Source organism: Sphaerisporangium rubeum, from assembly GCF_014207705.1.
GTDB classification, from domain to species: domain Bacteria; phylum Actinomycetota; class Actinomycetes; order Streptosporangiales; family Streptosporangiaceae; genus Sphaerisporangium; species Sphaerisporangium rubeum.
The window spans coordinates 582,279-608,816 of the sequence record NZ_JACHIU010000001.1; the positions used below are offsets into that span (position 1 = coordinate 582,279).

The following is a 26,538-nucleotide window of genomic DNA, read 5'->3' on the forward strand; positions in this document are numbered from 1 at the left end:
AAAGGCATCGGCATGAGGCGGAACAGCAGCATGGAGAAGACCGTCTACGACGTCGCGATCCTCGGTTCGGGGATCGCCGGATCGTTGCTGGGGGCGATCCTGGCCCGGCACGGCGCCAAGGTCCTGCTGGTGGACGCGGCGTCGCACCCCCGGTTCGCGGTCGGCGAGTCGACGATCCCGTACACCCTGCTCTATCTGCGCGCGCTGGCCGACCGCTACGACGTTCCGGAGATCAAGAACCTGGCGACCTTCACCCGTACCCGGAAGGCGATGGGGGAGCGGTTCGGCGTCAAGCGGCACTTCGGGTTTCTCATGCACCATCCGGGTCAGCCGCAGAACCCTCGTGAGGCCAACGAGTTCAACACCCCGAAGAACCTGCTCAACGAGGCCGCGCACTACTTCCGCCAGGACACCGACTCCTATCTGTTCCATGTGGCGATGAAGTACGGCTGCAAGGCGCGCCAGAACTTCCGTGTCGACGAGGTCGATTTCGGCGACGACGGCGTCACGCTCAGCGGCGGCGACGCCGAGTACCGGGCCCGCTACGTGGTGGACGCCAGCGGATTCCGCTCGCCGCTCGCCGACAAGTTCGGCCTGCGGGAGAACCCGTGCCGGCTCAAGCATCACTCCCGCTCGGTGTGGAACCACATGCTGGACGTGCCGCGTACCGACGACCTGTGGCGGCACGGCAAGGAGAACCGTCCGCCGTTCCCCTGGTATGAGGGCACCGTGCACCACGTGTTCGAGCGCGGCTGGGCCTGGGTGATCGCCTTCGACAACAACAAGTGGTCCACCAACCCTCTGTGCAGCGTCGGCATGACCGTGGACCCACGCACCTTCCCCAAGCCCGCCGATCTGACCCCCGAGGAGGACTTCCACGCGCTGGCCGCTCCTTACCCCGACATCGCGCGGCAGTTCGAGGGCGCCAAGCCGGTGCGCGAATGGGTGTCCACGCCACGCCTGCAGTACTCCTCCAGCCGCTGCGCCGGCGACCGCTGGTTCCTGCTGTCGCACGCGGCCGGGTTCATCGACCCGCTGTTCTCCCGGGGACTGTCCAACACCGCCGAGTCGGTGCACGCGCTGGCGTGGCGGCTGCTGGAGGCCGTCAAGGACGGCGACTTCTCCGCCGAGCGGTTCGAGTTCGTCGAGCGGCTGCAGCAGAAGCTGTTCGACTACAACGATTCCCTGGTCAACGCGGCGTTCATCTCCTGGCAGGAGTACGACCTGTGGACAGCGGTGTTCCGGTTCTGGGCCTGGGGTGCCAACGCCGGCTGCTACCAGATCCAAAGAGCGTTGAGCCGGTTCGCCGAGGACGGTGACGACCGGCACTTCCTGGAACTGGAGAAGGCGCCGCACCTGGGCCACTACTGGGGGTTCAACGACGGTTTCGCCAAGGCGTACGACAGCATGGTCGAGCAGGTGGACGCCGTGGAGGCCGGTGAGCTGGACGCGAGTGAAGCGGCCGACGACCTCTACGACCAGATGCGGCTGGCGGACTTCTGGCCCAAGGGTTTCGGTTTCGCCGAGCGGGATGTGCGGTTCATCAGCCCGCGTCCCAAGACGTTCCTCAAGATGGCGCGCTGGGCCAGAACCGAGGCCGACCCGGAGCTCGGCCGGCTCATGATCGACACCGGCAAGGCGGCGCTGAAGTCGCGCCTGCTCAAAGGCCGGAAGCTGTTCTGAGATGGGCCCATCCAGCGGAGGATCAGGACAAGGAGGAGTGATGGCCGTCGCGGACCGTGCCATCCGATACGACGTGGCCGTGCTCGGCGCGCACCTCGGCGGGTGCCTTCTGGCCGCGGTGCTGGCCAGGCACGGGCTGCGGGTGCTCCTGGTGGACGCTCCGTCCGACTCCGATGAGTTCGCCGGCGAGACGACCGTGCCCTACACCGCCGAGGTCTTCTTCACGATGGCCCGCCGGTTCGGCATGCCGGAACTGGCGGGCTTCGGTCTCACCAGCGCGCTGCCCTCCGAGGTACGCCGTTCCAGCGGGGTCAAGCGGAGCCTGGGATTCCTGTACCACCGTGAGGGCCACGAGCACGACCCGGCACTCGCGGTGCAGTTCAACGTGCCCGGCGAGCACGCCGAGTGGCACCCCTACCGGCCGCACGTCGATCGGTACGCCTACCTGCTCGCCCTGAGGTACGGAGCGGTGGCGCCACCTCAGCGTCCCGTCCTCGCCGATGTCAGGGTTGGAGAGGAGGAGGTGAACGTGCTGTTGCGCGACGGCTCGCTCCACCACGCGCGGTTCGTCGTGGACGGCGCCGGGGCGGGCTCGCCGTTGTCGGACAGGCTCGGCGCCGAGGACGAGATTCCGCGGCTGCGCCTGCGGTCGCGGCTCCTCGCCACACACATGCAGGGTGTGACGCCCTTCGAGGAGTGTGTCCGGCTGGAGGACTACGGCCAGGCCACTCCCTGGTCCAAGGGAACCCTGACCCACGTGTTCCCCGGCGCCTGGGTGCAGGTGGCGCACTTCGACAACGGCGAGGACCCGGTCAACCCGCTGGCCAGCGTGGTGGCGAGCGTGGACCCGGTGCGGTACGCCGACCTGCCCGCCGATCCGGAGGATGCGTTCCGTGAGCTGATCGGCCGGTTCCCCAGCCTGGCCCGGTCGTTCTCCAACGCGATCGCGTGCAGGCCGTGGACCTCGGCCCGCCGCTGGCAGCGTACGGCGGGTACCACCGCGGGCGAGCGGTGGTTCCTGTGGGACCGTACGGCCGCGCGCAACGACTTCCTGCTGTCCCGAGATGTCACCATGACCGCCGAGATGGTGCACGCGCTGGCCCCGGCGCTCATCGAGGCGGCGGCCGGCGACGACTGGACGGGCCACGTCCGGCCGGTCGCGGTGTTCCAGGAGCGTCTGGTGGACTTCCATGACCGGCTGCTGACCGCGGCCCGCGCCGCGACGGAGGATTTCCGGCTGTGGAACGCCTACTCGCGGGTCTGGCTGCTGTGGTCGATGCTGTCGGCGCTGTCGTTGAAGAGCGCTCGTAACGACTGCCTGGCGCGGGGTCGCTGGGATGGGGTGCGGGGCCATCACGGGCACGCGTTCTGGTTCGCCCCACCCAAGGGACTGAACCGGTTGCTGTCCCAGGTGTTCGAGGAGTTCGGCGAGGTCGAGGCCGGGACACGATCGGCCGGCGCCGCGGCAGGACGCGTTTTCGCGCTGCTGCGGGAGGCGCCGTTCGTGCCTCCTGTGTACCGGTTCGCCGATCCCAAGGCACGGTACTACCACTTCTCGGCGGCGCGGCGGCTGCGGATGATGCTGTGGTCCAAGACCACGGCCCCGGTGGAGTTCCGCCGAATGATGACCAAGGAGAACCTGACCAGTGTCCAGCCGGACGCGCTGCACTGATCCGGCCCGTGACGTCCGGGTTGACGTGCGTACACGATGAGCGGCGCCCCCGGAGTGGTCCGCCGGCGCCGCTCACGTCGTGGCACAGGGTCAGCGCAGCACCTCGGCGTAGCCGCCTCGCCAGTAGGCCAGCGGGTGGCGGTCGAGGCCGATACCGCCGCCGATGAGCCGGCCCACCAGGAGTGTGTGATCGCCCGCCGTCACCGTCTGGTCCAGCTCGCACTCGGCGTAGGCGACGATGCCGTCCAGCACGGGCATGCCGCCTACCCGGCCGCGGCTCCACCGCACCCGGTCGAACTTGTCGGCGACGGGGGAGGCGAAGATCTGCGACACCCGGCGGCCGTCCCGGCCCAGCATGTTGACCGCGAACCGGCCGCGGTCCAGCACGGCCGCGAGCGTGCCGCTCCTGCTGCTCACACCGGACAACAGCAGTGGCGGGTCCGCCGACACGCTGCACACGGCCGAGCAGGTGAAACCGCGCGGCCGTCCCTCGGCGTCGACGGTGGTGGTCACGCAGACGCCGCTGGCGAACGACCCCATGACGGCGCGGAAGGTCTGCGCGTCCACCGAGGGCGATCCCCGGCCGGTGACGTCCCGGCCGGAGGTGGGGAACATGTCCATCCAGCCGGGGTCGCTCTCCATGAACGCCATCGGGAACACCTCCCAGCCGCTCATCGGCCATCCTCCCGCTCCTGCGTGGCCGCGAGCAGGCGTACGCGATCGGTCTTGCCGTTCGGCGTTCGTGGCAGCGCGTCGAGCACCCGCAGATGGTCCACGATCATGTACGGCGGCAGCCGTTCCGCGCACCGGCGTTTCACCTCCAAGAGGGAAGGACGCCGGCCCGGTGCGGGCACCACGAACGCGTGCAGGCGCGAGCGCACACCTTCGCCGGCCGCGAGCACCGCGACCTCGGCCACCGAGCCGAGGGAACCCAGCGCCGCCTCGATCTCGCCGAGCTCGACGCGGTGGCCGCGCACTTTGACCAGGTCGTCGCGCCGGCCGACGAAGTGCAGCTCGCCCCCGGCGCCGCGTCTTCCGTAGTCGCCGGTGCGGTACGGCCCCGCCTGCGGCGCGCGTCCCCAGTAGCCGCGCATCACGGTCGGCCCGGACACGACGATCTCGCCGACGCCGTCGGCGTCGGCCGCATCGAGCTCCACCGTGTTTCCCGAGCACGCGCGGCCGATGGGCAGTGGCCGGTCGCCGGTCAGATCCTCGCCGGTCACCTCATGGGAGCAGCACACGTTGGTCTCGGTCGGGCCGTACCAGTTCAGCAGCCTGACCTTGGGCCAGTGCTCCCGCAGCGCACGCACGTGCCGCGGGGCGAACGGCTCCCCGGCGAACAGGCACGCGCGCAGCCGCGGCGGCGGTTCCCGGTCCAGCAGGCCGCCCTCACGGATCATCAGGCTCAGCGCCGACGGCACGGAGTACCACACGGTGATGTCCCGCTCGTACAGGAACGCGGTGAGCGATTCAGGAGCGTACGCCGTCTCCTCGGGTACCAGGTGCACTGACGCACCCGCCGCGAAAGCCGCGTACAGATCGAACACCGACAGGTCGAAGTTGAACGGCGCGTGGTTGGCCAGCCGGTCGCCGGCCCGCACGTCTACTTCCCGCACGGCCCAGTCGACGAAGGCCAGCGCGTTGCGGTGGCTCAGGCACACCCCTTTGGGGCTGCCGGTGGAACCGGAGGTGTAGAGGATGTACGCCGGGTCGTCGCCCGCGCCGGACTCATCCCTGGTCCCGATGGCGTCCTCATGGCCGGCCAGGTCCGCCAGGTCCGCCAGCGCGGTCACCGGCGGGCCGTCCCCGGACGCGCCGGCGCGCCGGACGCCGTCCTCGTCGGCGACGATCAGCGCGGCCCGCGCGTCGGCGGCGATCCCGGTGAGCCGGAGCACCGGGTTGGTGCCGCTCACCGGGACGTACACGGCGCCGAGGCGCAGCGCGGCCTGGGTCACGGCGACCGCCGCGGTGCTCTTGCCGGACCACACCACGACGCGGTCGCCCCGGCGGACGCCGAGCCGCCGAAGCGCCGCGGCGTACCGGCCGGCCAGCTCGTCGAGCTCGTGATAGGTCGCGGGTCCGGTCCGGTCGTGGACGGCGACGGCAGTGGGTCGCCGCCGAGCGGCGTCGATGAGCAACTGGTGCAGCTTCACAGGTGGAGCTCCCTCGCGATGAGCTGTCGTTGGATGTCCGAGGTGCCGGAGAAGATCACTGAGGGGATCGCGTCCCGCAGCGCCGTCTCGACGCCGTCGCCGCGCAGGTAGCCGCGGGCGCCGAACAGGCGGACGGCGTCGAGGGTGCTCTGGAGCACCCCCTCCGACACCGAGAGCTTGGACAGGGCGGTCGCCAGGGTCGCCGGTTCACCCTGGTCCATCAGCCAGCACGCCCGGTACAGCAGCAGGCGGGAGCTCTCCACGCGCAGCACCATGTCGGCGATCCGGTGTGACACCGCCTGGAAGCGGGAGATAGGCGCGCCGAACTGGCGCCGGTCACGGGTGTGCCCGGTGACCTGCTCGAGGACCCGGTCGGTCAGCCCCAGGTAACCGGCGAACAGACAGGCCCGTTCCCAGTCCATGGACCGCTGGAAGATAGGGCCGCCTTGCCCTGGTTCGCCGAGCACCCGCTCGTCGGATACGAAGCAGTCCTCGAAGCGGACCCGGCCCGCCAGGCAGTCGTGCAGCCCCATCTTCTCCATCGGGGGGCCGACGTGGACGCCGTCGGCGCTCCGGTCCACCACGAACGCCGTCTGCCCGAGATACCCGGCCTCAGGGTGGGTGGTGACGTAGGTCAGGAACACGTCGGCGATCGGGCCGTTGCTGACGAAAGACTTCTCGGCACTGATCACCCAGCCGCCGTCCACCCGCCGCGCTGTGCCCGCCAGCCGGGACACATCCGACCCGGCGTCCTCCTCGGTCATCGCGTTGCCCGCCACCAGGGCCCCGGAGATCAGGCCGGGCAGCAGGCGGTCGCGCAGCTCGGCGGCGCCGAACTCGGCGATCGGCATCGAGCAGGCGAACAGGTGTGCGCTCGCCCCGAACACCAGCCCGGTGTGCGGGCAGGCGCGGCCGAGCGCCTCGAACAGGCGTGCGGTGTCCAGCGCGCCGAGCCCCAGCCCGCCGTAGCCGACCGGCAGGCTCGCGCCGAGTACCCCCAAGGTGCCCAGCCCCAGCCAGCTCTCCCGCGCGCCGCCCAACGGCTCCGCGGTGTGCGTGCGCGCGCACAGATCCCGGGCCCGCGCCAGCAGGTCGTCATAGCGCGCGGACTGTTCCCCGGTCCAGCCGAAGTCCACCGTGCCTCCTGTTCTCCGCTTCTCCGTGCGGTCTTCTCCGGTGCGGTCAGCGCACCGACATGGCCGACACCGGCATCCCGGCGTCGATCCGCAGGTCCGGCTCGGCCGGCGAGGCGGCGGCGCGGCGCAGCATCACCGTCAGCAGGGGAGAGGCCATGGCGGTGGTGACCACGGCCATCACGACCATGGCGCTGAAGAGTTGGTTGTTGAGCAACCCCAGCTCCAGGCCGACGTTGAGGATCACGAGCTGGGTCAGCCCACGGGTGTTCATCAGCAGCCCCAGCGCGACCGAGGCATTCGTGCTCATCCCGCTGAGCCTGGCCGGCAGCGCCACCCCGCCGAGTTTCCCCAGGCACGCCACCGCGACGATGGCCAGCGTGACCAGCAGGGTCATGCCGGTGAGCCGGGTCAGGTCCACCGACAGCCCGGTGACCACGAAGAACACCGGCATCAGCAGCACCGCGACCCGCTCCAGCGGAGCCTGCACGGCGGACCTCAGCACCGACGTGGGGGGCCGCGGCATCACCAGGCCGAACATGAACGCCCCGAAGATGGCGTGGATGCCGATCAACGAGGTGGCGTACGAGGACAGCAGCACCCCGGCGGTGGTCACCATGGCCAGCCACGGCCGGGAGGACGGGCCGGTGCGCTCGTACGCGTATGCCAGCAGGGGGCGTACCACCCACCACATGCCGGCGACGTAGACCGACGACCAGGCCAGCACCAGGCCGAAACCACTCAGGCCGGTGGCCGACACGAGAGCGACGACCACCGCCAGCGCCGACCAGGCGATCACGTCGTCGGCGGCCGCCATCGCCATCGCCATCGTCCCTATCCGGGTGGCCTGCATCCGGTGCTCGGCGATGATCCGGGCCAGCACGGGAAAGGCCGTGACGGCCATCGCGACGCTCAAGTAGAGAACGAACCCCGGCATGGCGATCCGCTTCCCGTCCACCACGTTGTACGACGGGTACAGCCACCAGGCCAGCGCCAGGCCGAGCAGCATCGGCGTGACCATCGACGACAGCCAGATCAGGCCGACGCTGCGCCGCCGCCCACGCAACGAGGACGGGTCGAACTCCCAGCCGACGACGAACAGGAACAACAGCACGCCGACCTGTGCCACCACCGACAGGTGCGAGCGCAGCGCCGGCGGGAACACCACCTCGGTGAGGTCGCCGGGCAGCAGTCCCAGCACGCTTGGACCGAGCATGATCCCCGCGATGATCTCCCCGATCACGGCCGGCTGTCGCAACCGTCGGGCGAGGAGGACGACGCCGGTCACGACCAGCAGGATCAGTCCGATGCCGGCGAGCGTCGTCATGATCTGCCATTCCGCGTCCTGCGGCTTTGACACGGCAACTCCCTGTCTTGTCCGGAGTCCTCGTCGGTCACCCGGTGCGGTGCGCGGCCCCAGGCGACCGGTGCGGCCTCGGCGCGACTCTCCGCGACCGTGCTTGAGATCCGGTCAAGCGAGGCGCCGGGCCTTCGATTCGAGGCAACTTCCACCGGAGGCGCATACATGTGTCTCGCAGGCGGCCGTCACGCCGCCGGTGGACACCGCGAAGGAGAGGAGTGAGCCGAATGCGGCGGATCCTGGTCGCCACCACCCCCGGTGAGGGCCACGTGAACGGCATGGTGGAGGTCGCCCGTGCTCTCGTCCAGGCCGGGCACACCGTGCGCTGGTACACCGGACGAGCGTTCCGAGGAAAGGTCGAGTCGACCGGCGCCGAATACGTGCCGATGCGCCATGGCCTGGACTGGGGCGGCAAGACCCGGGAGGAGGCGTTCCCCCACCACGCCGGGCTCACCGGCGTCGCCAGCATGACCGCGGCCTTCCGCGACATCTTCTTCCGCCCGGCCTACGGGCAGATGATCGACATCCTGGCGGTCCTGGACGAGTACCCAGCCGACGTGATCGTCACCGGGGAGACCATCTTCGGGGCCTGCTTCGCCGCCGAACGCCGTGGCGTGCCGATCGCCTGGGTCGCCACCTCCATCTACATCTTCGGCAGCCGCGACACGGCGCCGCTGGGCCTCGGCCTGCCGCCGAGCTCCTCGCCGGCGGGCCGGCTGCGCAACCGCGTGCTCAAGGTGGCCTCGCGCAATCTGCTCGGCCCGTTACGGGAGCTGCGCAGGGAAGCCGATGTGACCCGGTCGCGCGCCGGGTTGCGGCCCATCCCCAAGGGCCCGTTCGAGAACATCGTGGACCCGCCGGATCTGTACCTCATGGGTACGGTGCCGTCCTTCGAGTACCCGCGCAGCGACATGCTGCCGCAGACACACTTTGTCGGCCCGTTCGTCGGCCCTCCACCCCAGGGGTTCGACAAGCCCGCCTGGTGGGGTGAGCTGGACGGCGGCCGCCCGGTCGTGCACGTCACCCAGGGCACCGTCGCCAACGACGCCGACCGGCTGCTGGTGCCGGCGCTGCGAGCGCTCGGTGACATGGACGTGCTGGTCGTGGCCACCACCGGCGTCCCACCCGAGTCCCTCGGCCTCGGTCCGCTGCCGGCGAACGTCCGGCTGGAGCGCTTCGTCCCCCACTTCGAGCTGTTGCCCCACGTGGACGTCATGGTGACCAACGGCGGGTACGGCGGGGTGAACACCGCGCTGTCTCATGGTGTCCCGCTGGTGGTCGCGCCGGCCTCGGAGGAGAAGCACGAGGTGGCGGCCCGGGTGTCCTGGTCCGGGGTCGGCATAGGTCTGCGGCGGCAGGCGCTGACCGCCGCCGGGCTGCGGTCGGCCGTCGACACGGTACTGACCGAGCCGTCCTACCGCCGGCGGGCCCAGACGGTGCGCGAGGAGTACCGCAGGCACGACGGGCCGCGACAGGCGGTCCGGCTCATCGAACGACTCGCCCTGACCGACGGCCGCTTCTCCGGTGACGGCTGAGCACCTCCACGACACGAAGGAGACGGTTGTGAAGAAGACCGTGACCCAGATGCCCGACGGACGCCGGCTCATCTACTATGACGTCCGCGACGACGTGGCACGGGACGAGGTCGACGCGCGTTACGCCACGCGGGCCGTGACCACCTCGGAGGTGCGCTACGACCCGCTGCGCGGCGAATGGGTGCTGATCGCCGCACACCGCCAGGGACGCACCTACCAGCCACCGTCCGACGAATGCCCGCTGTGTCCGTCACCGGCCGGGCACAGCGAGATCATGGCGGCCGGTTACGACGTGGTCGTCTTCGAGAACCGTTTCCCCTCCCTCACGGGGCACGGCGGCCCGGACGCGCTGAGGGCCGTCCAGGGCCTGCGCGCGCCGGGCCGTCACTGGGAGTCGGCACCGAGCGCGGGCCGGTGCGAGGTCATGTGCTTCAGTTCCGACCACGAAGCCTCCTTCGCAGACCTCCCGCCGGCCCAGGTCGCGCTGGTCCTTGCGGCGTGGACCGACCGCACCGCCGAACTGTCGCGGACGCCGGGTGTCGAGCAGGTGTTCCTGTTCGAGGACCGCGGCAAGGAGACCGGCATGAGCTTGGTACACCCACACGGTCAGATCTACGCCTACCCGTTCGTCACCCCGCGCACCGAGCGCGTGCTCGCCGCCGTGGCGGCTCATCGGGACCGCACCGGCCGCAATCTCTTCGACGACCTGTTGGCGACGGAGTCGCGCGGTGAGCGGGTGGTGATCCAGGGACGGCACTGGACGGCGTTCGTGCCGAACGCCGCGCACTGGCCCTACGAGGTGCATCTGTACCCGCGCAGGCGGGTGCCGGACCTGACGGCGCTGGACGACGACGCTCGTGCCGAGTTCCCCGATCTCTACCTGGACCTGCTGCGCCGCTTCGACAGGCTGTTCGGCGCGGAGCCGGGCCCCGTACCGTACATCTCCGCCTGGCTGCAGGCCCCGGTCGCGGCACCCGAGGACTTCGCCCTGCACCTGGAGCTGTTCACCGTGCGCCGCAGCCCGGTCAAGCTCAAGCACCTGGCCGGGTCCGAGCTGCTCATGGATGTGTACGTCAACGAGATCGCGCCGGAGGCCGCGGCGGCCCGGTTGCGCGAGCTGGGCTGAGGAGCCCACGGCACGTGAACGCGCGCGGGCCGGCCGGGTGACGGTCGGCCCGCGCGCGCCGGCCGGAGGACTCCCGGGTGGAGCGTCAGCCGCTCCGCAGCCGGCCGTTGCCCTTGAGCACGACATAGCCGAACTCGGGCAGCGCGGCGTACCGGTCGGTCAGACCGGCCATCTCCTCCAGCCGGTCCGCGCCGACGATCGGCCCGAGAGTCCCGCGGGCGGCGCGGACGGCGGCGGCGTGCTGCGACATGGACGGCCGCACCTGGTCGCTGATGTCGATGACCTCGGTCAGGTCCAGTCCGGAGACGGTGAACTCGCGCGCGTACTCGTCGATCTCGGTCAGCGTCACCAGGTTGCAGGCGGCGGAGAACCGGTCCACCAGATCTCGGTGCCGCTCGGGGACCGGGGCGCGCAGCGCGAAGTCGGCGATGACCACCGACCCGCCGGGGCGCACCACCCGGGCGATCTCCCTCAGCGCACGGCCCCGGTCGGGCATGTGGTGCAGGACCTCCAGACACATGACCGCGTCGAAGGACGCGTCGGGGAACGGCAGGTCCATGGCGTCGGCGGTCTGGAAGGACACCCGGCTCGGCAGCGAGACGCTGGTCAGGGACGCGTTGGCGATCTCGATCTGCTGCTCGCTGATCGACACGCCTACGACGTCGACCTTGCGCTCGCGGGCCAGTCGCAGCGCGGGCCTGCCGATCCCGCACCCGACGTCCAGGACGCGATCGCCCGGGTCCGCCCGCAACGCGCTGATGACCTCCCCGGTCAGGCGCTCCGTCGCCTCGGTGATCGAGGGAGCGGCGTCAGGCGTCTCCCAGTAGCCCATGTGGAGATTCCCGTCCCACGCCTGGACGTAGGGGTCGGTGACATCGTCGTAGAACTTCCCGATCTCGTCTGCGGTCTGTCGGCTCATGAGTCGTCAACCTCGATGTCGGAGGGGTACACGGCTCCCCCGCACGCTAGGGACGTGGACTCGAGCCGAGCTTGAACACGTGGGTCACGACACCTGTCCGTAGGCCTAACAGTCCGCGTCCTGACCGCGCGCTCGGCCGCCGTCGCCTACCGGCTCCCACACCGGAGCGCCGACCTCCCGCACCCGGCCGTCCGCGGCGAAGTGCAGGTAGCGGGTGAAGTCGGCGGTGAACCATCGGTCGCTGGTGATCGCGACGATCGGACCGGGAAAGTCGCGCAGGGCGCGCTGCAGTGCGTCGGCGCTGACGGTGTCCAGATCGCGGGTGGGCTCGTCGAGCAGGAGCAGGTCGGCGTGGGCCAGTTCGAGCAGCAAGATCTGTAATCGGGTGCGCTGGCCGACCGTCAGGGTGTCGAACGTCTGACGCCAGGCGTTGGCCATCGCGTAACGGTCGAGTGCCGCCATGGCCTCGTCACGGCCGAGCCGGTAGTCGCCGGCGACGATGTCACCCACGCTCCTGCCGTCCAGGTCGGGACGGACACCGCCCGGAGTGAAGTGACCGGGCCACACGCCTGGGCTCAGGTCCACGACGCCTGTGAACGGGATCGTGGGCTCGCGCGGACCGGCCGACTCGGTGATCAGCCGCAGGAACAGCGACTTGGCGGTGTCGTTGGGGCCGACCACGGCGATTCGCTCACCGGGGTGGGCCACCAGCTCGAACGGCTCGGTCAGCCCGGTGAGTGCCAGGCGGCGGCAGGCGAGCGTGCGCTCGCCGTGCCGCGCGGGCGAGGAAGGCCGCGTACCCGGAAGGCCGTGCCGGCGGGTGACCCCCCGGCTGCCGGCGAACGTGGCGTACCCGCCGACGTGTACCCGCACGCCGCCGTTCTCCACCGAGATGATGCGGTTGGCGGCGTTGGCCAGGAGCTGGCGGTCCCGGGACACCAGAAGGATCGTCTTGGGACTGACACGGAGCTGGTCCTCCAGCAACTCCTTGCCGCGCACGTCGAAACCGTCGTCCGGCTCGTCGAGCAGCAGTAGTTGCTCGGTCCCGTGCAGCAGCGTCTCCAGCGCGAGCCGTTTGCGGTCGCCGCATGACAGCGTGGTCAGTGCGTGGTCGGCCACCTGCTCGAAGGGCAGGCCCAGCACGTTCCTGGCGCACACGTCCCAGATCGCTTCCAGCTCGTACCCACCGGAGTCATAGTGGTCGGTCAGCGCTCGCGCGTGGCGCGTCCGGGTCCTCTCGTCGTCGCGGGTGACCAGGGACGCCTCGGCGGCGGCCAAGGTGGCGGCGGTGGCCCGCACCTTGGGTGGAGCGATGCTGAAGAGCATGTCGCGCACGGTACGGTGGCCGCCTGCCGCGCCGGTGGAACGGCGCATGAAGCCGATGCCGCCGTGGACGCCGATCCGGCCGGAGGCGGGCCGCAGATCGCCCGCGATCAGCCGCAGCAGCGTCGTCTTGCCCGCACCGTCCGGGCCGACCAATCCGGCGGTGAGACCCTCACCGACGTGGAACGACACCCCTGCCAGCAGGGGACGTCCGTCGGGCATGGCATAGGAAAGGCCGGTTACGCGCACGTCTCCCACTAGGAGAGCCCTTCTCGGGAGGCCTCCGGCCCTGGTGCGACGGCGGGCCGGCGCGTCCTCAGCATGACCGCGGCGATCAGCGCCGTCACGGCGACGACCGTGACGGCGACGATCAACGCGATGTCGAACCCGTGCACGGTGGCGCGAAGCGTCGCGCCGGGATGTGTGGCCAGGTAGGTGCCCGCGGCGGCGGTGGCGATCGTGTTGAGGAGCGCGGTACCCACCGACCCGCCGAGTTGCTGGACCACGTTGACCGTGGCCGAGGCCACACCCGCGTCGTCGGGATCCACCCCGGCCGTGGCCATGCTGATGGCCGGGGCGATCACGCATCCCAGCCCGAGGCCGATGAGGAGTTCCGCGGGCAGGAGACGCGTGAGGTACACACCGGGCCCTCCGGCACCGAGGCCGATCATGAGCGCGATACCGGCCGCCATCATCAGCAACGCGGGGACGATGATCGCGCGTGGGGACAGCCGGGGTGCCAGTACACCGCTGATGGCGGTGGAACCGATGCCGATGGCCAGCGACAGCGGCAGGAACGCCAGCCCGGTTCGCAGTGGGCTGTAGCCGAGGACGCCCTGCAGGTAATAGGTGAGGAACAGGAAGAAACCGAACATGGAGATCTGTGGGAGGCCCAGCACGAGGAAGGCCCCGGCGCGGGTGCGGTCGCTCACCACCCGCAGCGGAAGCAGCGGACGCGTGGTGCGCCTCTCGTGGAGTACGAACCCCACCATCAACAGCAGCCCGGCGGCCAGCACGGCCAGCACCACCGGGTCGGACCAGCCGTGGTCGGCCATGTCCGAGAAGGAGAACACGACGGCGAGCATGCCAAGCACGCTCAGCGCCGTCCCGGGCAGGTCCAGTGAGATCGCGCCGGACGCGGGTGCGTCGGACGGAAGGAGGACCGCGCGCGCGAGGACGAGAGCAGCGATCGGCAGGTTGATCAGCAGGCACCAGTTCCAGGACAGGTACTCGGTCAGCAGCCCGCCGACAAGCAGTCCGACCGCGGCACCCACACCGGTGAGCGCGCCGAACACCCCGAAGGCCATGCCGCGCTCGCGCGGCTCGACGAACATGGTGGAGATCAGCGACAGCGCCGCCGGGGCCAGAACGGCCGCGAAGGCTCCTTGAGCGGCGCGGCCGACGAACAACAGGTCCGCGGTGGAGGCCATCCCGGCGATCCCCGAGGCGATCGCGAACCCCACCAGGCCGCCGATGAAGGCGCGTTTCTGCCCGAACCGGTCCGACACCCGGCCGCCGATCAGCAGCAGCCCGCCGAACGCCAGCGCGTAGGCGGTCACCACCCATCCGCGCGCCGCGTCCGACAGGCCGAGATCGGACTGGACCGACGGCAGCGCGATGTTGACCACCGTCGAGTCCAGAACCACCATGAGCTGCGCTGCACCGGCGGTCGCCAAGGCCCACCAGCGCGCCGTCGCTCGAGGCGCGCTCGCCGGCGGGGACCCCTGGGTAATCTCCATGTGGCTTCCTAGAACGTTGGACTGGTAATCGAACATTGGTCGAGTCATCGATCAACGTACTAGGCTGTGTTCCAGGCACGCAATCGGTTCCGCCGTACGTGTCGGCACGGGGCCTTCACCGGGCTCCGGACGCCTCGCCTGGCTGCCGGCCCGGAGGTCCCCACAGCCTCCGGGCCGGTGCCTGCGTGCGGCGGACCCGCGTGCGGCCCGTGGATCTTCTCCATGGCGCAGGCGCCGCGGGGAATTCCTGAAGATCGGATGTCGATACGGGACGGAGGTCGGCTGCCGTGAACCGGGTGGCCCTGCACGGAACAGTTCTGGAGGAAGGTCCGGTGGATGGCGGTCGTCCCGCCGGCATCTTCCGATAACGAAATTCTCCGGAGGTGACCCACTCCCACTGACCACAAAAAGAACACAGATCCCGCCATGCCGCCTGGTCGCTCTACTGATCGTCCGTCAGGCGGAAACTCGGCATATCATCACGCGGTTACCCTGTGTAAGTACGTTGGCCCGTGCCGTTCAATACCGACATAATGACTACGGTCATCCGAAAATGTTCATCTGACAAGGGCGAAGTACTTCAGTCATGGCGGGTTGACATCGATGCGTCCTATATCTAGTCTCGCATCAGATCATGGACAGGCATGACAGACGCAATTACCGGGCCGGTTCATATTCGTATCAAGAACATCGATTCCGGCCGCCACGCCGACGTGCGCTGTCACCGGATATGCTCACGGACGGTGTACGCGGCCCACGAAGTGCTGGGCCGGCGCGGGTGTCGATAATCGAGATGGGGGTCGACCTCAGGCTGTCGAGCGCTCGGGTGCCGGCTCATATCGACGTGGTGGGGGAGCGGATGTTCAGCGTTATGCTGGCGATGGAATTGCAAATGATCCGGGACGCGTTCTCCGCGATACTGGAAATGGATTCCGACCTGACCGTGGTAGGCGAGGCCGACCGGGCGGAGACCGTGCTGCGCACGGCCCAGCGCTGCCGTCCGGACGTGGTCGTGCTTGACGCCGACATGACCGACGGGTCGGCGATCACCGTCGCGGCCGATCTGCACCGGCACATGCCCGCCTGCCGTACGCTGCTGATCGCGGCGCGTAAGTCACCCGAACTGCTACGTCGCGCGATGAAGGCCAGCGCCTCTGGGCTGCTCCTGAAGGACTCCCCGGCCGGCGACCTGGTGAACGGCATCAAGGTGGTCGCCTCGGGTGAGCAGATCGTGGACCAGGAGCTGGCCATCGCGGCGCTCAACGCGCGGCCGAACCCGCTGACCCCGCGTGAGGTGGACGTCCTGGTCCTGGTGTCGGCGGGTGCCGAGCCCACCGAGATCGCCAAGCGTCTGGACCTGCGGGTCGGCACCGTGCGCAACTACCTGGCGACCATCGTCACCAAATTGGAGGCCCGCAACCGCGTGGACGCGATCCGCATCGCCGACGAGTCCGGATGGCTGCTCCCGGCGGTCGACCCCGTGCTGCCCGACGCCTGCTGAACCGGCGCGTGCCGCCTGACCCGCGTACGCGGGACCGTCAGCGCGCCGCGCGCCGGATCCGGTCGAGCAGCGTGAGCGCGGCCAGCGACAGCGCGTCGACGAACCGGCCCTCCACCACCATCCGGTCCAGTTCCACCTCACTCACCCAGCGCTGGCGCATGTCGGACTCGGTGGCCTCGCGCTGCGGACGCCCCTGGGTGAAGCCCTCCGCAAGGAACACGTGGCATCGCTGGCTGGAGTAACCGTGGGCGACGTGGACTCGTCCCAGGTACTGGAACGAGGCCGCGACGAGCCCCGTCTCCTCCCGCAGTTCGGCCGCCGCCAGCGACGCCGGATCAGGACCGGGGGTCTGCGCCGCGTGGCCGTCCTCAGCCGGCCAGGAACCTTGGGGGAACTCCCAGAACCGGTCCGCGACGGGGTAGCGGAACTGTTCGACGATATGAAACCCGTTGTTCTCGGCAGGCACGACCAAGGCGAAGTCCTGTTTGTCGACGACGCCGTACAGGCCGATGGAACCGTCCGGCAACTCGACATCGTCCTCGCGCACCGACATCCAGGCGTTCTGGTACACCAGCCGCGAGCGGACCCTCTGCACGCCTACCTCCGGGCACTGTAGGTGATCTCCGTCGCACCAGCGTACGTCCCGGGCCGCCGCGGCGCAGGCGCGCGGAACACCGGTCGCGAACTCCGCCGCGTGGCGGGGAGGCCATCCCTCAGACGGCGATGTCTTTCCTGAGATGACCGAGGCGGCGCAGTTCGGCCAGCGCGGCGTCCAGTTCGGGACCGGTCAGGTCCTCAACGAAGCGTGCCTGTCCCAAGCCGACCGGAAGCGGCAGTCGCTGGTGACCGTCGCGATGCCGTACGGTCTCCTGGAGCGCGGCCCCGATCAGCGCGGGACTGCACACCGGATGCCAGGACGGCAACCGCATCGCGCGCATCACCTCCATGATCCGCTCCTGTTGCACCCCGGTCAGCCAGCCTCGCCGCCGGGCGATCACCGTGCATAACGCCATGTCCACGCTCACTGCCTCCCCGTGGTACAGCTCCGGCAGCGCCTGCATCTCGATGGCCGGGGAGAAGGAGTGGCCGTAGTCGACCAGCCGGCTGAGCCGGTGCTCCCACAGGTTGGGCTGGAGTTCGGCCAGCATGCCCTGGATGGCCCGGCGCATGACCTCCTCCGCGCACACCCCGTCGTCCATGCTGCCATGGGCCTGCATCCGCTCGGCGATGAGCCGCTCGCCGTGTGCCTCCAGCAGTTCGAGCAGCGCCTCGTCCTTGACCAGGGCGACCTTCAGGATCTCGGCGAGCCCGTTGGCGATGTGCCGGCGACTGAGCGTGTGCAGGAAGCGCCGGTCGATCAGCGTGGCGACGGCCGGGTGGTAGGCACCCAGGCGGTTCTTGCGGTGGCCCAGATTCACCCCCGTCTTGGCGCCGACACCCGCGTCCACCATGCCCATCAAGGTGGTCGGCACCCGCACATGCGGGGTCGCGCGCCGGTAGAGACTGCAGGCCAGCCCGACCACGTCGGTCAGGACGCCGCCGCCGACGGCGATCACCGGCTCGGCCCGGCGGACGATGCCGAACGCGTCCATGGCCGCGACCACGGTCATCACCGTGTCCATGGTCTTGACCTGCTCGTGTGCCTCGATCACCAGGATCTCGTGCCGCACTCCCTGCCCGGTGAAGTACGCGTTGATCTCCTGGCCGTACAACTCGTACACCGTGCTCTCGACGACGACGAGGCGGCGCGCCACCCTCGGCTGCTCTGGCGCTCCGGCGTCGGCGAGGGTCGGGTCGGCCGGATCGAGAAGACCGGGGTGTACCCGCACCTCGTAGCTCACCGGCTGCCTGGTGGTCAGGCGCCACCACGGCCCGGACGCCCCGTCGGAGGCCAACAGCCCCTGCTCGGCCGTGTGGTCGACCTGTGCTGATCCCGGCATGACGCTCCCTTGCCCGCCCTCCACCGGGCGGTCTGCTCGCGTGGAATACCTTCTGGCGCCGGACCCGGCGGAGCCGGGACGGCGGCTGACACAAGGGAGCCTCCGCGTGGCTGCTCAAATCCAACTCGACCCGCACGGTCCACCGGCGCTCCAGTGGCGCCTGCCTAGGCTCGCGTGGCCTGTCACCTACGGGAGGGAGCCGGTCGTGTCGCAGCCGATCGTGGTGCTGGACGTGGGGGGTACCCACTTCCGCTGGGCCACCTGGAGCCGGGACGGCGGCCTCGGCCAGATCCGGCAGGTGCCGACACCCAGCGTCGCGAACGGGACGGCCGGGCCGGTGGAGGAACTGCGCGCGCGGCTGGTGGCGATGATGGCCGAGGCCGTGCCGCACGGCGGCGTGGCCGGGGTGTCCTTCGGTGCGGCGCTGGACCACCGCTCAGGCACCGTCTACGCCTCCGCCCCGCTGTGGGGAGCCTGCACCCGTCCGTTCGACCTGATGGGTGCGCTGTCGGCGGCCCGGCCCGACGTACGCTGGCATGTCGTCAACGACGTGACCGCGGCCCTGCGCCATCTGGCGGCCGGGCCGGTCGGCCGGGATCGCCGCAAACTGCTGCTGGTCACGGTCAGCACCGGCGTCGCCTGCCGTGTGCTGGACCTGCGCAGCGGCCTGATCCCGGTGGACGGCTGCGGGCTGCAGGGGGAGATCGGGCACCTGCCCGCGGCGACGTCCGTCGCGGGTGGTCCCGTGGAGCTGTGCTGCGACTGCGGCGGGAGCAACCATGTGGCGTCCTTCTCCTCAGGGCCGGGCCTTCGGCGGCTGGCTGGTGTGCTGCGCGACCGCGACCCGCGTGGCTGGGACGCCGGCCCCCTGGCCGGCCCCGCGCCGTTCGGGCAGGCGCTGGTCAGCGCGCTGGACGCGGGTGATCCGGTGGCCGGGGAGCTGACGCGCGCGGCGACCTCGCCGATGGCCGACGTGACGCGCACCGCGCTCTGCTTGGATCCCGAGCTGGACATGGTGGCGTTCACCGGTGGGGTCGCGACCGCGCTTGGCGGCCACTATCGGGCGGCGCTGCTGGGGCACCTCGGGGACCAGGGCCTCTACCTGACCAGCGGACTGGCCCCGGCCTGGGTCGCGGAGCGCCTGCTGGTCTGCGCGCGCGGGGAGGCCGACTGCCTGGTCGGCGCGGGGATGGCGGCCGAACAGGCGTGGGTGTCGTGACCGGCACACATCGGGCCATCGTCCGCGACGGTGGGTCACCGTACCTGGCGCCGCGGCTCACCGCCGAGCCTGGGCCCGGCGAGCTCAGCGTGGCGGTGGAGGTGGCCGGACTGTGCGGTACCGATATCCAGATGCTGCGCGGACTGCGGGACGACGCCGCCGCGGTCATCGGCCACGAGGGAACGGCCCGGGTGGTCCGTGCCGGGCCAGGTGTGGACCTGGCGCCGGGGACCACGGTGGTCGTCAACCCCACCCACCCCGGCGATCCCTCATTCCTTCTCGGCCATACCGTGGACGGACTGTTCCAGGAACGGGTGCTCATTCCCGCGTCCGCGGTCACCGGCGGACTGGTGCTCCCCCTGGACGAGGGCCGCACACCGGAACTCGCGCTGGCCGCCCTGCTGGAGCCGCTGGCCGTGGCGCGCTACGCGCTGGAGATGCTCGGCCGGTTCGCACCCGCCACGTTGCTGGTCGTCGGCGACGGCACCGTCGGGCACCTGGCCGTCCGGGCGGCGCGTCACCGTCTCGGCCGCACGAGAATCGCGCACGTCCATCACACCGCGGCAGGGCTCGCGTGGAGCGCCGGCCGCGCCGGCCGTGCCGACGTGCTGCTCCAGGCCGGCGACCTGGAAAGGTTCCGGCCGGAGGGGGGAGTGATGTGCGTGCTGCTGGCCACCCCGCGCGATGCCACCGTCCTCATGCTGGAGAAGGTGCTCGCGCTCGGGGCCGACGTGGTGGATCTGGTCGGCGGAGTGCCGGCCGGCGCGGCGACTCCGCTGCTGCCGGGTGTCGACCTGGCAGGTGTGCGCGCGGCCAACTGCGCGGGTGTCCCGGCCGAGCCCGAGATGACGTTCGCGGTGACCGCGACCGGACGGCGGGTGGTGCTGTGCGGGCACCGGGGTGTGGCGAACCGGCATCTGGCCGAGGCCGCCGCGGAGCTGACGGCCGCGCCGTGGCGCTACCGGGACCTGGTGACCCACGAGACCGGCCTCACCGGCGCGGTCGCCGTCATGCGCACGCTGGCCGGGTCGGCCGGCCGGACGATCGAGGGCAGGCGGCTGGTGAAGCTCGCGGTGCGAATCGGCGCGGAGCGGAGGGAGCGGCGATGAGCGGTCTGCTGGAGGGCCCCCTGAGCGGCCGGAGGGCACTGGTGGTCGGTGGTTCGGCCGGGATCGGACGTGCGGTCGCGCAGGCGTGGGCCGACGCGGGAGCCGATGTCGTCGTGTGCAGCCGCAGCGAGCCCTGCGGTGCTCGCTCGCTGCGCTGGCGGCACCTGGACCTCACCGACACGGGGCGGGCTCGCGCGGTCTTGGCCGAGCAGGGGGCGGGACCGCTGCACCTGGTGTGCTACTCGGCGGTTCACTACGGCTCCGGACGCGCCCCCTTCCGGGAGGTCGCCGAGGAGGAGTGGCGCCGCCAGGTCGAGGTGAACGTCACCGGGCTGTGGCTCACGCTGGCCGCGACTTTGCCCGCGCTGCGCCGTGCGGCTCCCGGCCTGCTGCTCGGGGTGTCCTCCGAGGTCGCCTTCAACGCCGGGCCGGGCCGGAGCGGGTACGCCGCTTCCAAGGCCGCCGCCAAGTCGCTGCTGGACTCGGTGGCTCAGGAGGAGGACCCGGCGGACGTGCGGATCGTGCAGATACTGCCCGAGGGCATGGTCGACACCCCGGGGATCCGCAGGCGCAGGCCGGCTGGTTTCGACTACGCCGCCTACATGCGTCCGGAGGCGTTCGCGCAGGTGGCGGTTCGGCTCGGTGTGACCCGCGGGTCACGGCACCACGGTGACAGCCTGGTCATCGGTCAGGACGGCACATGGTGGTCGGCCGGCGATCGCGCGCCGCGCTCGCAGAGCCGGCCGGTGACGACGTGAACGCGCCGGCCGATCCACCGATGGTCGGACTGGCCGAGTGGCGGTTGCCGTCTTCCGGCGCCGGCGCGCTGCGATTGGCGGCTCAGGCCGGCGCCGACGGCATGCAGGTCGAGTTCGGTGGGCCAGGACGCGGGGAGTGGGCCGACGCTCCCGGCCGGGTCGCGGTTCTGCGTGAGGCCGCGTCGGCGGCGAACGTCCGGTTGCTCGCTGTCGCGGGCAACGTGCTCAACGACGTCGGGTTGCCGGCCCCCCCGGGTGGCCCGGCCGAGACGCGGGTACGCCGGCTGCTGACGCGGCTGCTGGACACCGCGCGCGACCTCGGCGTGCCGCTGGCTTTCGTGCCGAGTTTCCGCCGCAGCGCTATCGATGGCCCGATCGCTTTCACGCGGACGGCACGCGCGCTGGCCTGGGCCGCGAGGGAGGCGCACGCTCGCGGTCTGGTGCTGGCCAGCGAGAATGTGCTGCCGGAGGCCGCCGCCTGCCGGTTGGTGGCGACGGTCGCTTCGCCGGCGTTCCGGCTGGTTCTGGACACCTTCAACCCTGTAGGAGCCGGCCTGGACCCGGCTGGGCTGACCGCCGGGCTGGCACCGGCGCTCGCGGACCAGGTGCATGTCAAGGACGGTCCTCCCGCCACCGGCGACACCCCGCCGCTCGGCCGCGGGCAGGGGCGCCTGGATGCCACATTGGCCGTGCTGGGACGCCACCGGGTCCCCGTGCGGGCATTGGTGCTGGAGAACGACTACCGCGGCGGCCGGGAGCATCTGATCGCGGCCGACCTCGCCTGGGCACGCACCGCCGCGGCGCGGCACGGGCTTTCCGGCTCACCGGCACGATGAGCGTCGGAGAAATTCCGGTGCGTCACTTCATTGTGCAGCTCATGAGTAATTAATGGCCGGCGATGTCATCTATCCCAGGACGCGGATGACGGACGCACTGGTCCACTCTCCCGGGTCCTGGAAGTATATAGGCTGCAATGGCACTCGGAATTCACATGTTCCATGAAGCGCATGGGTTCGATGCTGATCCCTGTGCCCGACAGCGTGAGGAGGCCAGCTTAATTGGAGGTCAAGCTTCTCGGACCGCTCAGCGCTCTGCAAAACCATGTCGACATTCTCCCCACCGCCGACAAACCACGGCAGATCTTCGCGGTCCTCGCGCTCAATCCGAACAAGATCGTCCCGGCTCATGTCCTCATTGAGGAGGTGTGGGGGGAACGGCCGCCGCGCAGCGCGGGAACGACGCTGCAGACCTACATTCTCCAGCTCCGTAAGAAGCTGGCGGTGGCGCTGGGTGCGGACTCCTGGGCCGGCCCCAAGGACGTGCTCGCCACCCGCAACGGCGGCTACGTTCTGGCCGCACCCGCCGGTACGAGAGACCTCGACGGGTTCGAGCGGCTGTCGCGGGAGGCCGGGCTGGCGGCCGATCCCGCCGACGCGTACGCGCTGTTCAATGACGCTCTGGCGCTGTGGCGCGGCCCTGCCCTGGCGGACGTGCCGGTCGGGTACACCCTCGAACGCGAGGTGGTGCGCCTCGAGGAACGGAGAATGAAGGCGCTGTACGAGCGCAACGAGGTCGGCCTGCGACTCGGACTGCACCTCGACCTGCTCAGCGAACTGGCGTCGCTCGCCATGCACAATCCGATGGACGAGTCCCTGCACGCGCAATATATCGTCGCCCTTTATCGGGCCGGACGGATATTTGACGCGCTGGAGGCTTATCGAAGGCTGCGCAAGACGATGGTCGAGGAACTCGGACTGGAACCGTCGGCACGATTGCGAAGGCTTCAGCAGGCGGTCCTCGCCGCCGCGCCGGAACTGGAACCCCCCACCGGCCGCCACAGATCGCACACACGACCCGCACCCGCCACGCCGAGTACCTGGGTCTGCGCCTTCTGCAGCGCACTCTCTGCCGGCGCAGGCGTGCCCACCCTCGCCTGACGCCGAGGGCTCTCGTGCCGGCCCGGTGATGTTCATGCTTGACTTCTCAGAGTGATCAGCTTCATGGAGGCTATGTCCCTGGTGTGCGGACGTGGGTCGGTTGACCAGGTGGACGGTACGGCTGCCGTGCGCGGCGCCACCGTCCACATCGGTCTCGTAAGGGACAGATCATCACGAGCTGTGTCCGAACCCGGACATGGGGACAACCGGTGTTCTTCGTTCTCCGTCTCCTCTGCGTCACTTCATTCACACGAGGAGCCACGTTGCGCGTCCGTCTCTTACTCGCCGGGACCTTGACCGCCGGCGGCCTGGCCGTTCTGTCGGTTCCGGCCGATGCCGCCGCCGTTCCACGGGGGACGGTGACCGCGAAGGTGAAGGCGGTGGTCGACGGGGACACCGTGGATGTCTCCTACAAGGGCAAGACGCTCCGGGTGCGCCTGCTGGACGTGAACGCGCCGAACAAGGGCCGGTGCTGGTCGGCGGCCGCGACCGCACGTGCCGCGGCGTTGCTCCCCGCCGGGAGCAAGGTCCGCCTGCTTCGCGACAAGACGGCGCGGGACTCCGCCGGTCGCTATCTTTTCTACGCTTGGAACAGCGCAGGTACGTTCGTCAACCGCAATCTGGTCCGTTACGGGTACGCCAAGGCTGTTCAGGTAGGGGACAACGTCAGGTACCTCAAGCCGTTGCGTGAGGACCAGGCCGCCGCCAAGGCCGCACGGTTGCGCATCTGGTCCGGCCGGTGCGACGACGGCGCTCAGCAGACCCCCAAGCCGACGCCGAAACCCACTCCCAAGCCGACGCCTCCGCCGTCGGGGGACGACCCGCGGTTCAGGACCTGCGCCGAGGCCAACAAGAACGGTTACGGGCCGTACTACCGTGACCGGGACCCCGAGTACCACTGGTACCAGGACCGCGACGGAGACGGCATCGTCTGCGAACGCTAGGCCCCGCACAGGGTGACGGCGAGTTCGTACCACAGGCCTGGGCCGAGGCGCACCTCCCGTGGAGGTGCGCCTCGGCCGTGTGCCGCCGTACGGGCTCACCGCCGGCGGGCCGGTCCTCAGCTGGTGCTGCCGGTCACCGTGCTACCTGACTTGGTGATGTAGTAGGTGACCTGCTTCCCGCTCCAGAAGTGGAACGTGAGAGTGACGCGGCCGTCGTTCACCTCGGCGAAGAAGTCGGGCTTCAGGATGATGGCGCCGACCGTGTAGTCGGGCTGGAAGTTGCTCCAGAACTCCTTGTAGCTGGTCCAGTTGGCCGGGCCGGCGGGACTGCCGTCGGCGTACTTGGCCTCCATCGTGGCGAGTTGGTCGCCGCGGAACTGGGTGGGGATGGTGAAGGAACTGGTGGTGCCGGTGGCGGCGGACTGGGTCGGGGTGTCGGAGGTGATGATGCTGATCTGCCACGGCACGCCTTGGGAGAAGCGGGCCTCGATGGTGGAGTTCACGCCGTAGGCGCGGTTTCCGGCCAGGCGGGTGAGGGCCGAGGCGGTCAGGGTGAGGGTGTTTCCTGAGACGGTGTAGTCGGTGCCCTGGGTGAGGTTGGTGGTGCCTTGCCGCAGGCCCTGGAACGTGGTGCCGTTGAGGTTGAGCGTGAGGGTCCGGCTGGTGATCGTGCCGGTGCGTGGCAGGTACACCTGGTCGGACGAGGCGGTGCCTGAGCGGGTGGTCCAGCTCGCCTTGAACATCTCGTAGACGCCTTGGTCGCGCCATTTCAGTTCGGGGCGGTTCAGGAACTGGCCGGCGTCCCAGACCATGGTGGTGAGGTTGCGGATCCTGGCGTTGTAGCCGACCGCCTCCAGGTATTTCAGGAACTCGCCGCGTTCGATGATGCCGGGCCGGGTGTGATCCCAGCTCAGAAGGGCCCACTCTCCGATGATCACCGGGATTCCCCGGGAGACGAACGTGGTGCGCGCTCGCTCGAAGGTGCCGACGAGGTCCTGTTCCACATTGGTGTCGTACCGGGTGCCACCGGCGATGTTCACGCTGAACGGCCACCATCCGTAGAAGTGGATCGTCGCGGCCAGGTTGGGGTCGCGCAACGCGGTGATGGTCGCGTTCAACGCGTCCATGCGGGCCTGCTCGCCGCTGGTGTGCAGGGTCGGCAGCACGAGGAGCCGGGTGGCGTTGCCGCCGCCTGACTGCCGTACGAGGCGGACGAACTCGGTGTTGAAGGTGTTCACGATCTGGTCGCCCTGGTCGTCGCCGGACGTGCCGGTGAACTGCGGCTCGTTGATGCTCTCGAACACGAGCTTCGGCGAGTGGTCGCGGAAGGCGCCGGCGAGCTGCCGCCACAGGGCCTTGTAGCGGTTCATCACGGTGGTGTTGTCGGCCGGGTAGCCGTTGATCCACTGCCAGGAGTCATGGTGGAGGTTGATCATCACGTAGAAGCCCTCGGCGAGGGACCAGTCGACGATCTGGCGTACGCGGTTCAGCCAGGCGGTGTCGATGGTGTAGTCCGGAGCAGGACCGTGGTGGTTGCTCCAGGTGATGGGGAGCCGGATGCTGTTGTACCCCTGGGTACGCACGTGGTGGAGCAGCGCCTGGGTCGTCAGCGGGTTGCCCCACGCCGTCTCGTCGGGGATCGCGTCGAGCGTGTTGCCGAGGTTCCACCCGGGCTGCATGGCCGCCACCGTGGCCATCGCGTTCCCCGGGGTGGGGGTGGGGGACGGCGACGCGCTGGGGGACGGGGACGGCGACGGACTGGCGGACGGGCTGGGGGACGGTCCGACGTTCCCGGTGCATGTGGTGCCGTTGAGGGTGAATGCCGACGGTTTGGTGTTGCTGCCTGACCACGAGCCGTTGAACCCGAAGGAGACCGAGGCGTTGGTCGCGATGGAGCCGTTGTAGCTCATGTTCGCCGCGGTCGTCTGTCCCCCGGACGTGGTGATCGTCGCGTTCCACGCCTGGGTGACCTGCTGTCCCGAGGGGAACGTCCAGGCGAGCCGCCAGCTCGTGACCGGGTCGCCGAGGTTGGTGACGTTCACGTCGGCGGTGAACCCGCCGGTCCACTGGGACGAGACCGTGTATGTCACGCGGCAACCGGCGGCGGCCTGCGCGTGGAAAGCCGTCATCGTGCCGATGGTCAGTAGTGCGATCACGGCGGCGACGACCGCTCCGACCCTGGAGCGGGCTGGTCGTGACCCGTGTGGTTCCACGGTTGTCCTCCTTGGTCGGAAACTTTCTCTAGATCGCAACGGAAACATAAAATAGGAAGGCGGTGTGAGGCTGTCCATCCCGGGTGGCCGGGTCGCTCGGGGAGGCAGCGGCCGGGTCGCGGAGATATCGCCACCCCTCAAGGCCGAACCGGGAGGCCACGGGCTTCGTGTCCTTCGCCGTACTGGTTCGCCTGCCACTACCGGAGAGTCAGAGGAGAAACTTTCTCGGTGAATCGTGCTGAATATTTCAGCCGGCTGATCGGTCACGACGCCG

Annotated in this window: 21 protein-coding genes; 11 read left to right on the forward strand and 10 right to left on the reverse strand. The window is 70.0% G+C overall.

All coding sequences use genetic code 11. The features are described from left to right. Window positions 1-12 precede the first annotated feature (12 nt). Both BJ992_RS02225 and BJ992_RS02230 read left to right on the forward strand, forming a co-directional pair. Window positions 13-1,683 (forward strand): NAD(P)/FAD-dependent oxidoreductase, encoded by a 1,671-nt coding sequence (locus BJ992_RS02225; protein ID WP_184978288.1) that lies wholly within the window; start codon window positions 13-15, stop codon window positions 1,681-1,683. A 40-nt stretch (window positions 1,684-1,723) separates the two neighbouring features. Next, window positions 1,724-3,355, forward strand: coding sequence for an NAD(P)/FAD-dependent oxidoreductase (locus BJ992_RS02230; RefSeq protein ID WP_221474651.1), 1,632 nt, complete (start codon window positions 1,724-1,726; stop codon window positions 3,353-3,355). A 90-nt stretch (window positions 3,356-3,445) separates the two neighbouring features. Here the strand turns inward: BJ992_RS02230 and BJ992_RS02235 are convergent, their stop codons facing one another. Genes BJ992_RS02235 through BJ992_RS02250 form a run of 4 tightly spaced genes read right to left on the reverse strand, consistent with a single transcriptional unit; the run spans window position 3,446 to window position 8,001 of the window. Then, window positions 3,446-4,030, reverse strand: a complete 585-nt coding sequence (locus tag BJ992_RS02235; RefSeq protein WP_221474652.1) for a flavin reductase family protein — start codon at window positions 4,028-4,030, stop codon at window positions 3,446-3,448. Beyond that, window positions 4,027-5,508: an amino acid adenylation domain-containing protein gene (locus tag BJ992_RS02240; protein WP_184978290.1), complete on the reverse strand. Its 1,482-nt coding sequence runs from the start codon at window positions 5,506-5,508 to the stop codon at window positions 4,027-4,029. The genes BJ992_RS02235 and BJ992_RS02240 overlap by 4 nt, the downstream gene beginning before the upstream one ends. Beyond that, a complete protein-coding gene (locus BJ992_RS02245; RefSeq protein ID WP_184978291.1) occupies window positions 5,505-6,644 on the reverse strand; it encodes an acyl-CoA dehydrogenase family protein in 1,140 nt (379 codons plus the stop codon). Before BJ992_RS02245 ends, BJ992_RS02240 begins: the two co-directional genes overlap by 4 nt. Before the next feature lie 46 nt (window positions 6,645-6,690). After that, complete coding sequence (locus BJ992_RS02250) at window positions 6,691-8,001, reverse strand: cation:proton antiporter domain-containing protein (protein ID WP_221474653.1); 1,311 nt, start codon at window positions 7,999-8,001, stop codon at window positions 6,691-6,693. A 227-nt stretch (window positions 8,002-8,228) separates the two neighbouring features. On the opposite strand from BJ992_RS02250, the gene BJ992_RS02255 reads away from it, so the two are divergent. Both BJ992_RS02255 and galT read left to right on the forward strand, forming a co-directional pair. Next, window positions 8,229-9,536: a glycosyltransferase gene (locus BJ992_RS02255; RefSeq protein WP_184978292.1), complete on the forward strand. Its 1,308-nt coding sequence runs from the start codon at window positions 8,229-8,231 to the stop codon at window positions 9,534-9,536. Between the two features lie 28 nt (window positions 9,537-9,564). Further along, window positions 9,565-10,662 carry a galactose-1-phosphate uridylyltransferase gene (galT, locus tag BJ992_RS02260; RefSeq protein ID WP_184978293.1) on the forward strand — a complete coding sequence of 366 codons (1,098 nt, stop codon included), beginning with the start codon at window positions 9,565-9,567 and terminating at the stop codon, window positions 10,660-10,662. Between the two features lie 85 nt (window positions 10,663-10,747). Here galT and BJ992_RS02265 read toward each other — a convergent pair whose 3' ends face one another. The 3 genes from BJ992_RS02265 to BJ992_RS02275 all read right to left on the reverse strand — a co-directional run bounded on the left by BJ992_RS02265 (window position 10,748) and on the right by BJ992_RS02275 (window position 14,643). Beyond that, window positions 10,748-11,581, reverse strand: a complete 834-nt coding sequence (locus BJ992_RS02265; protein WP_184978294.1) for a class I SAM-dependent methyltransferase — start codon at window positions 11,579-11,581, stop codon at window positions 10,748-10,750. 105 nt (window positions 11,582-11,686) lie between these two features. Next, entirely contained in the window at window positions 11,687-13,126 is a 1,440-nt protein-coding gene (locus tag BJ992_RS02270; protein ID WP_184978295.1) for an ATP-binding cassette domain-containing protein, read from the reverse strand. A gap of 35 nt (window positions 13,127-13,161) precedes the next feature. Next, window positions 13,162-14,643, reverse strand: a complete 1,482-nt coding sequence (locus BJ992_RS02275; RefSeq protein WP_221474654.1) for an MFS transporter — start codon at window positions 14,641-14,643, stop codon at window positions 13,162-13,164. Between the two features lie 892 nt (window positions 14,644-15,535). Here BJ992_RS02275 and BJ992_RS02280 point away from each other — a divergent pair. Further along, window positions 15,536-16,144 carry a LuxR C-terminal-related transcriptional regulator gene (locus BJ992_RS02280; RefSeq protein ID WP_221474655.1) on the forward strand — a complete coding sequence of 203 codons (609 nt, stop codon included), beginning with the start codon at window positions 15,536-15,538 and terminating at the stop codon, window positions 16,142-16,144. A 37-nt stretch (window positions 16,145-16,181) separates the two neighbouring features. On the opposite strand, the gene BJ992_RS02285 is transcribed toward BJ992_RS02280, so the two are convergent. After that, complete coding sequence (locus BJ992_RS02285) at window positions 16,182-16,739, reverse strand: NUDIX hydrolase (protein ID WP_343072465.1); 558 nt, start codon at window positions 16,737-16,739, stop codon at window positions 16,182-16,184. Between the two features lie 118 nt (window positions 16,740-16,857). After that, window positions 16,858-18,084, reverse strand: a complete 1,227-nt coding sequence (locus tag BJ992_RS02290) for a sedoheptulose 7-phosphate cyclase (RefSeq protein WP_184978296.1) — start codon at window positions 18,082-18,084, stop codon at window positions 16,858-16,860. Between the two features lie 106 nt (window positions 18,085-18,190). On the opposite strand from BJ992_RS02290, the gene BJ992_RS02295 reads away from it, so the two are divergent. From BJ992_RS02295 to BJ992_RS32060, 6 genes are all read left to right on the forward strand, one after another. Then, window positions 18,191-19,303: an ROK family protein gene (locus BJ992_RS02295; RefSeq protein WP_184978297.1), complete on the forward strand. Its 1,113-nt coding sequence runs from the start codon at window positions 18,191-18,193 to the stop codon at window positions 19,301-19,303. Next, on the forward strand, window positions 19,300-20,412 hold the full coding sequence (locus tag BJ992_RS02300) for an alcohol dehydrogenase catalytic domain-containing protein (protein ID WP_184978298.1): 1,113 nt from the start codon (window positions 19,300-19,302) through the stop codon (window positions 20,410-20,412). The genes BJ992_RS02295 and BJ992_RS02300 overlap by 4 nt, the downstream gene beginning before the upstream one ends. Beyond that, window positions 20,409-21,170 carry an SDR family NAD(P)-dependent oxidoreductase gene (locus BJ992_RS02305; protein ID WP_184978299.1) on the forward strand — a complete coding sequence of 254 codons (762 nt, stop codon included), beginning with the start codon at window positions 20,409-20,411 and terminating at the stop codon, window positions 21,168-21,170. Before BJ992_RS02300 ends, BJ992_RS02305 begins: the two co-directional genes overlap by 4 nt. Further along, on the forward strand, window positions 21,113-22,006 hold the full coding sequence (locus BJ992_RS02310) for a TIM barrel protein (protein ID WP_184978300.1): 894 nt from the start codon (window positions 21,113-21,115) through the stop codon (window positions 22,004-22,006). The genes BJ992_RS02305 and BJ992_RS02310 overlap by 58 nt, the downstream gene beginning before the upstream one ends. 222 nt (window positions 22,007-22,228) lie before the next feature. Then, window positions 22,229-23,107: an AfsR/SARP family transcriptional regulator gene (locus tag BJ992_RS02315; RefSeq protein WP_184978301.1), complete on the forward strand. Its 879-nt coding sequence runs from the start codon at window positions 22,229-22,231 to the stop codon at window positions 23,105-23,107. Window positions 23,108-23,370: 263 nt separating this feature from the next. Then, entirely contained in the window at window positions 23,371-24,051 is a 681-nt protein-coding gene (locus BJ992_RS32060; protein WP_221475118.1) for a thermonuclease family protein, read from the forward strand. 116 nt (window positions 24,052-24,167) lie between these two features. On the opposite strand, the gene BJ992_RS02325 is transcribed toward BJ992_RS32060, so the two are convergent. After that, entirely contained in the window at window positions 24,168-26,264 is a 2,097-nt protein-coding gene (locus tag BJ992_RS02325) for a cellulase family glycosylhydrolase (protein WP_221474656.1), read from the reverse strand. Window positions 26,265-26,538 lie beyond the last annotated feature (274 nt).

Bases quoted from the DNA above. Each gene is read 5' to 3' on its own strand.
- BJ992_RS02265 (WP_184978294.1), bottom strand. From the start codon at position 11,581: ATGAGCCGACAGACCGCAGACGAGATCGGGAAGTTCTACGACGATGTC.
- BJ992_RS02235 (WP_221474652.1), bottom strand. From the start codon at position 4,030: ATGAGCGGCTGGGAGGTGTTCCCGATGGCGTTCATGGAGAGCGACCCC.
- BJ992_RS02280 (WP_221474655.1), top strand. From the start codon at position 15,536: ATGATCCGGGACGCGTTCTCCGCGATACTGGAAATGGATTCCGACCTG.
- BJ992_RS02310 (WP_184978300.1), top strand. From the start codon at position 21,113: ATGGTGGTCGGCCGGCGATCGCGCGCCGCGCTCGCAGAGCCGGCCGGT.
- BJ992_RS02255 (WP_184978292.1), top strand. From the start codon at position 8,229: ATGCGGCGGATCCTGGTCGCCACCACCCCCGGTGAGGGCCACGTGAAC.
- BJ992_RS02275 (WP_221474654.1), bottom strand. From the start codon at position 14,643: ATGGAGATTACCCAGGGGTCCCCGCCGGCGAGCGCGCCTCGAGCGACG.
- BJ992_RS02230 (WP_221474651.1), top strand. From the start codon at position 1,724: ATGGCCGTCGCGGACCGTGCCATCCGATACGACGTGGCCGTGCTCGGC.
- BJ992_RS02225 (WP_184978288.1), top strand. From the start codon at position 13: ATGAGGCGGAACAGCAGCATGGAGAAGACCGTCTACGACGTCGCGATC.
- BJ992_RS02290 (WP_184978296.1), bottom strand. From the start codon at position 18,084: ATGCCGGGATCAGCACAGGTCGACCACACGGCCGAGCAGGGGCTGTTG.
- BJ992_RS02305 (WP_184978299.1), top strand. From the start codon at position 20,409: ATGAGCGGTCTGCTGGAGGGCCCCCTGAGCGGCCGGAGGGCACTGGTG.
- BJ992_RS02270 (WP_184978295.1), bottom strand. From the start codon at position 13,126: ATGCCCGACGGACGTCCCCTGCTGGCAGGGGTGTCGTTCCACGTCGGT.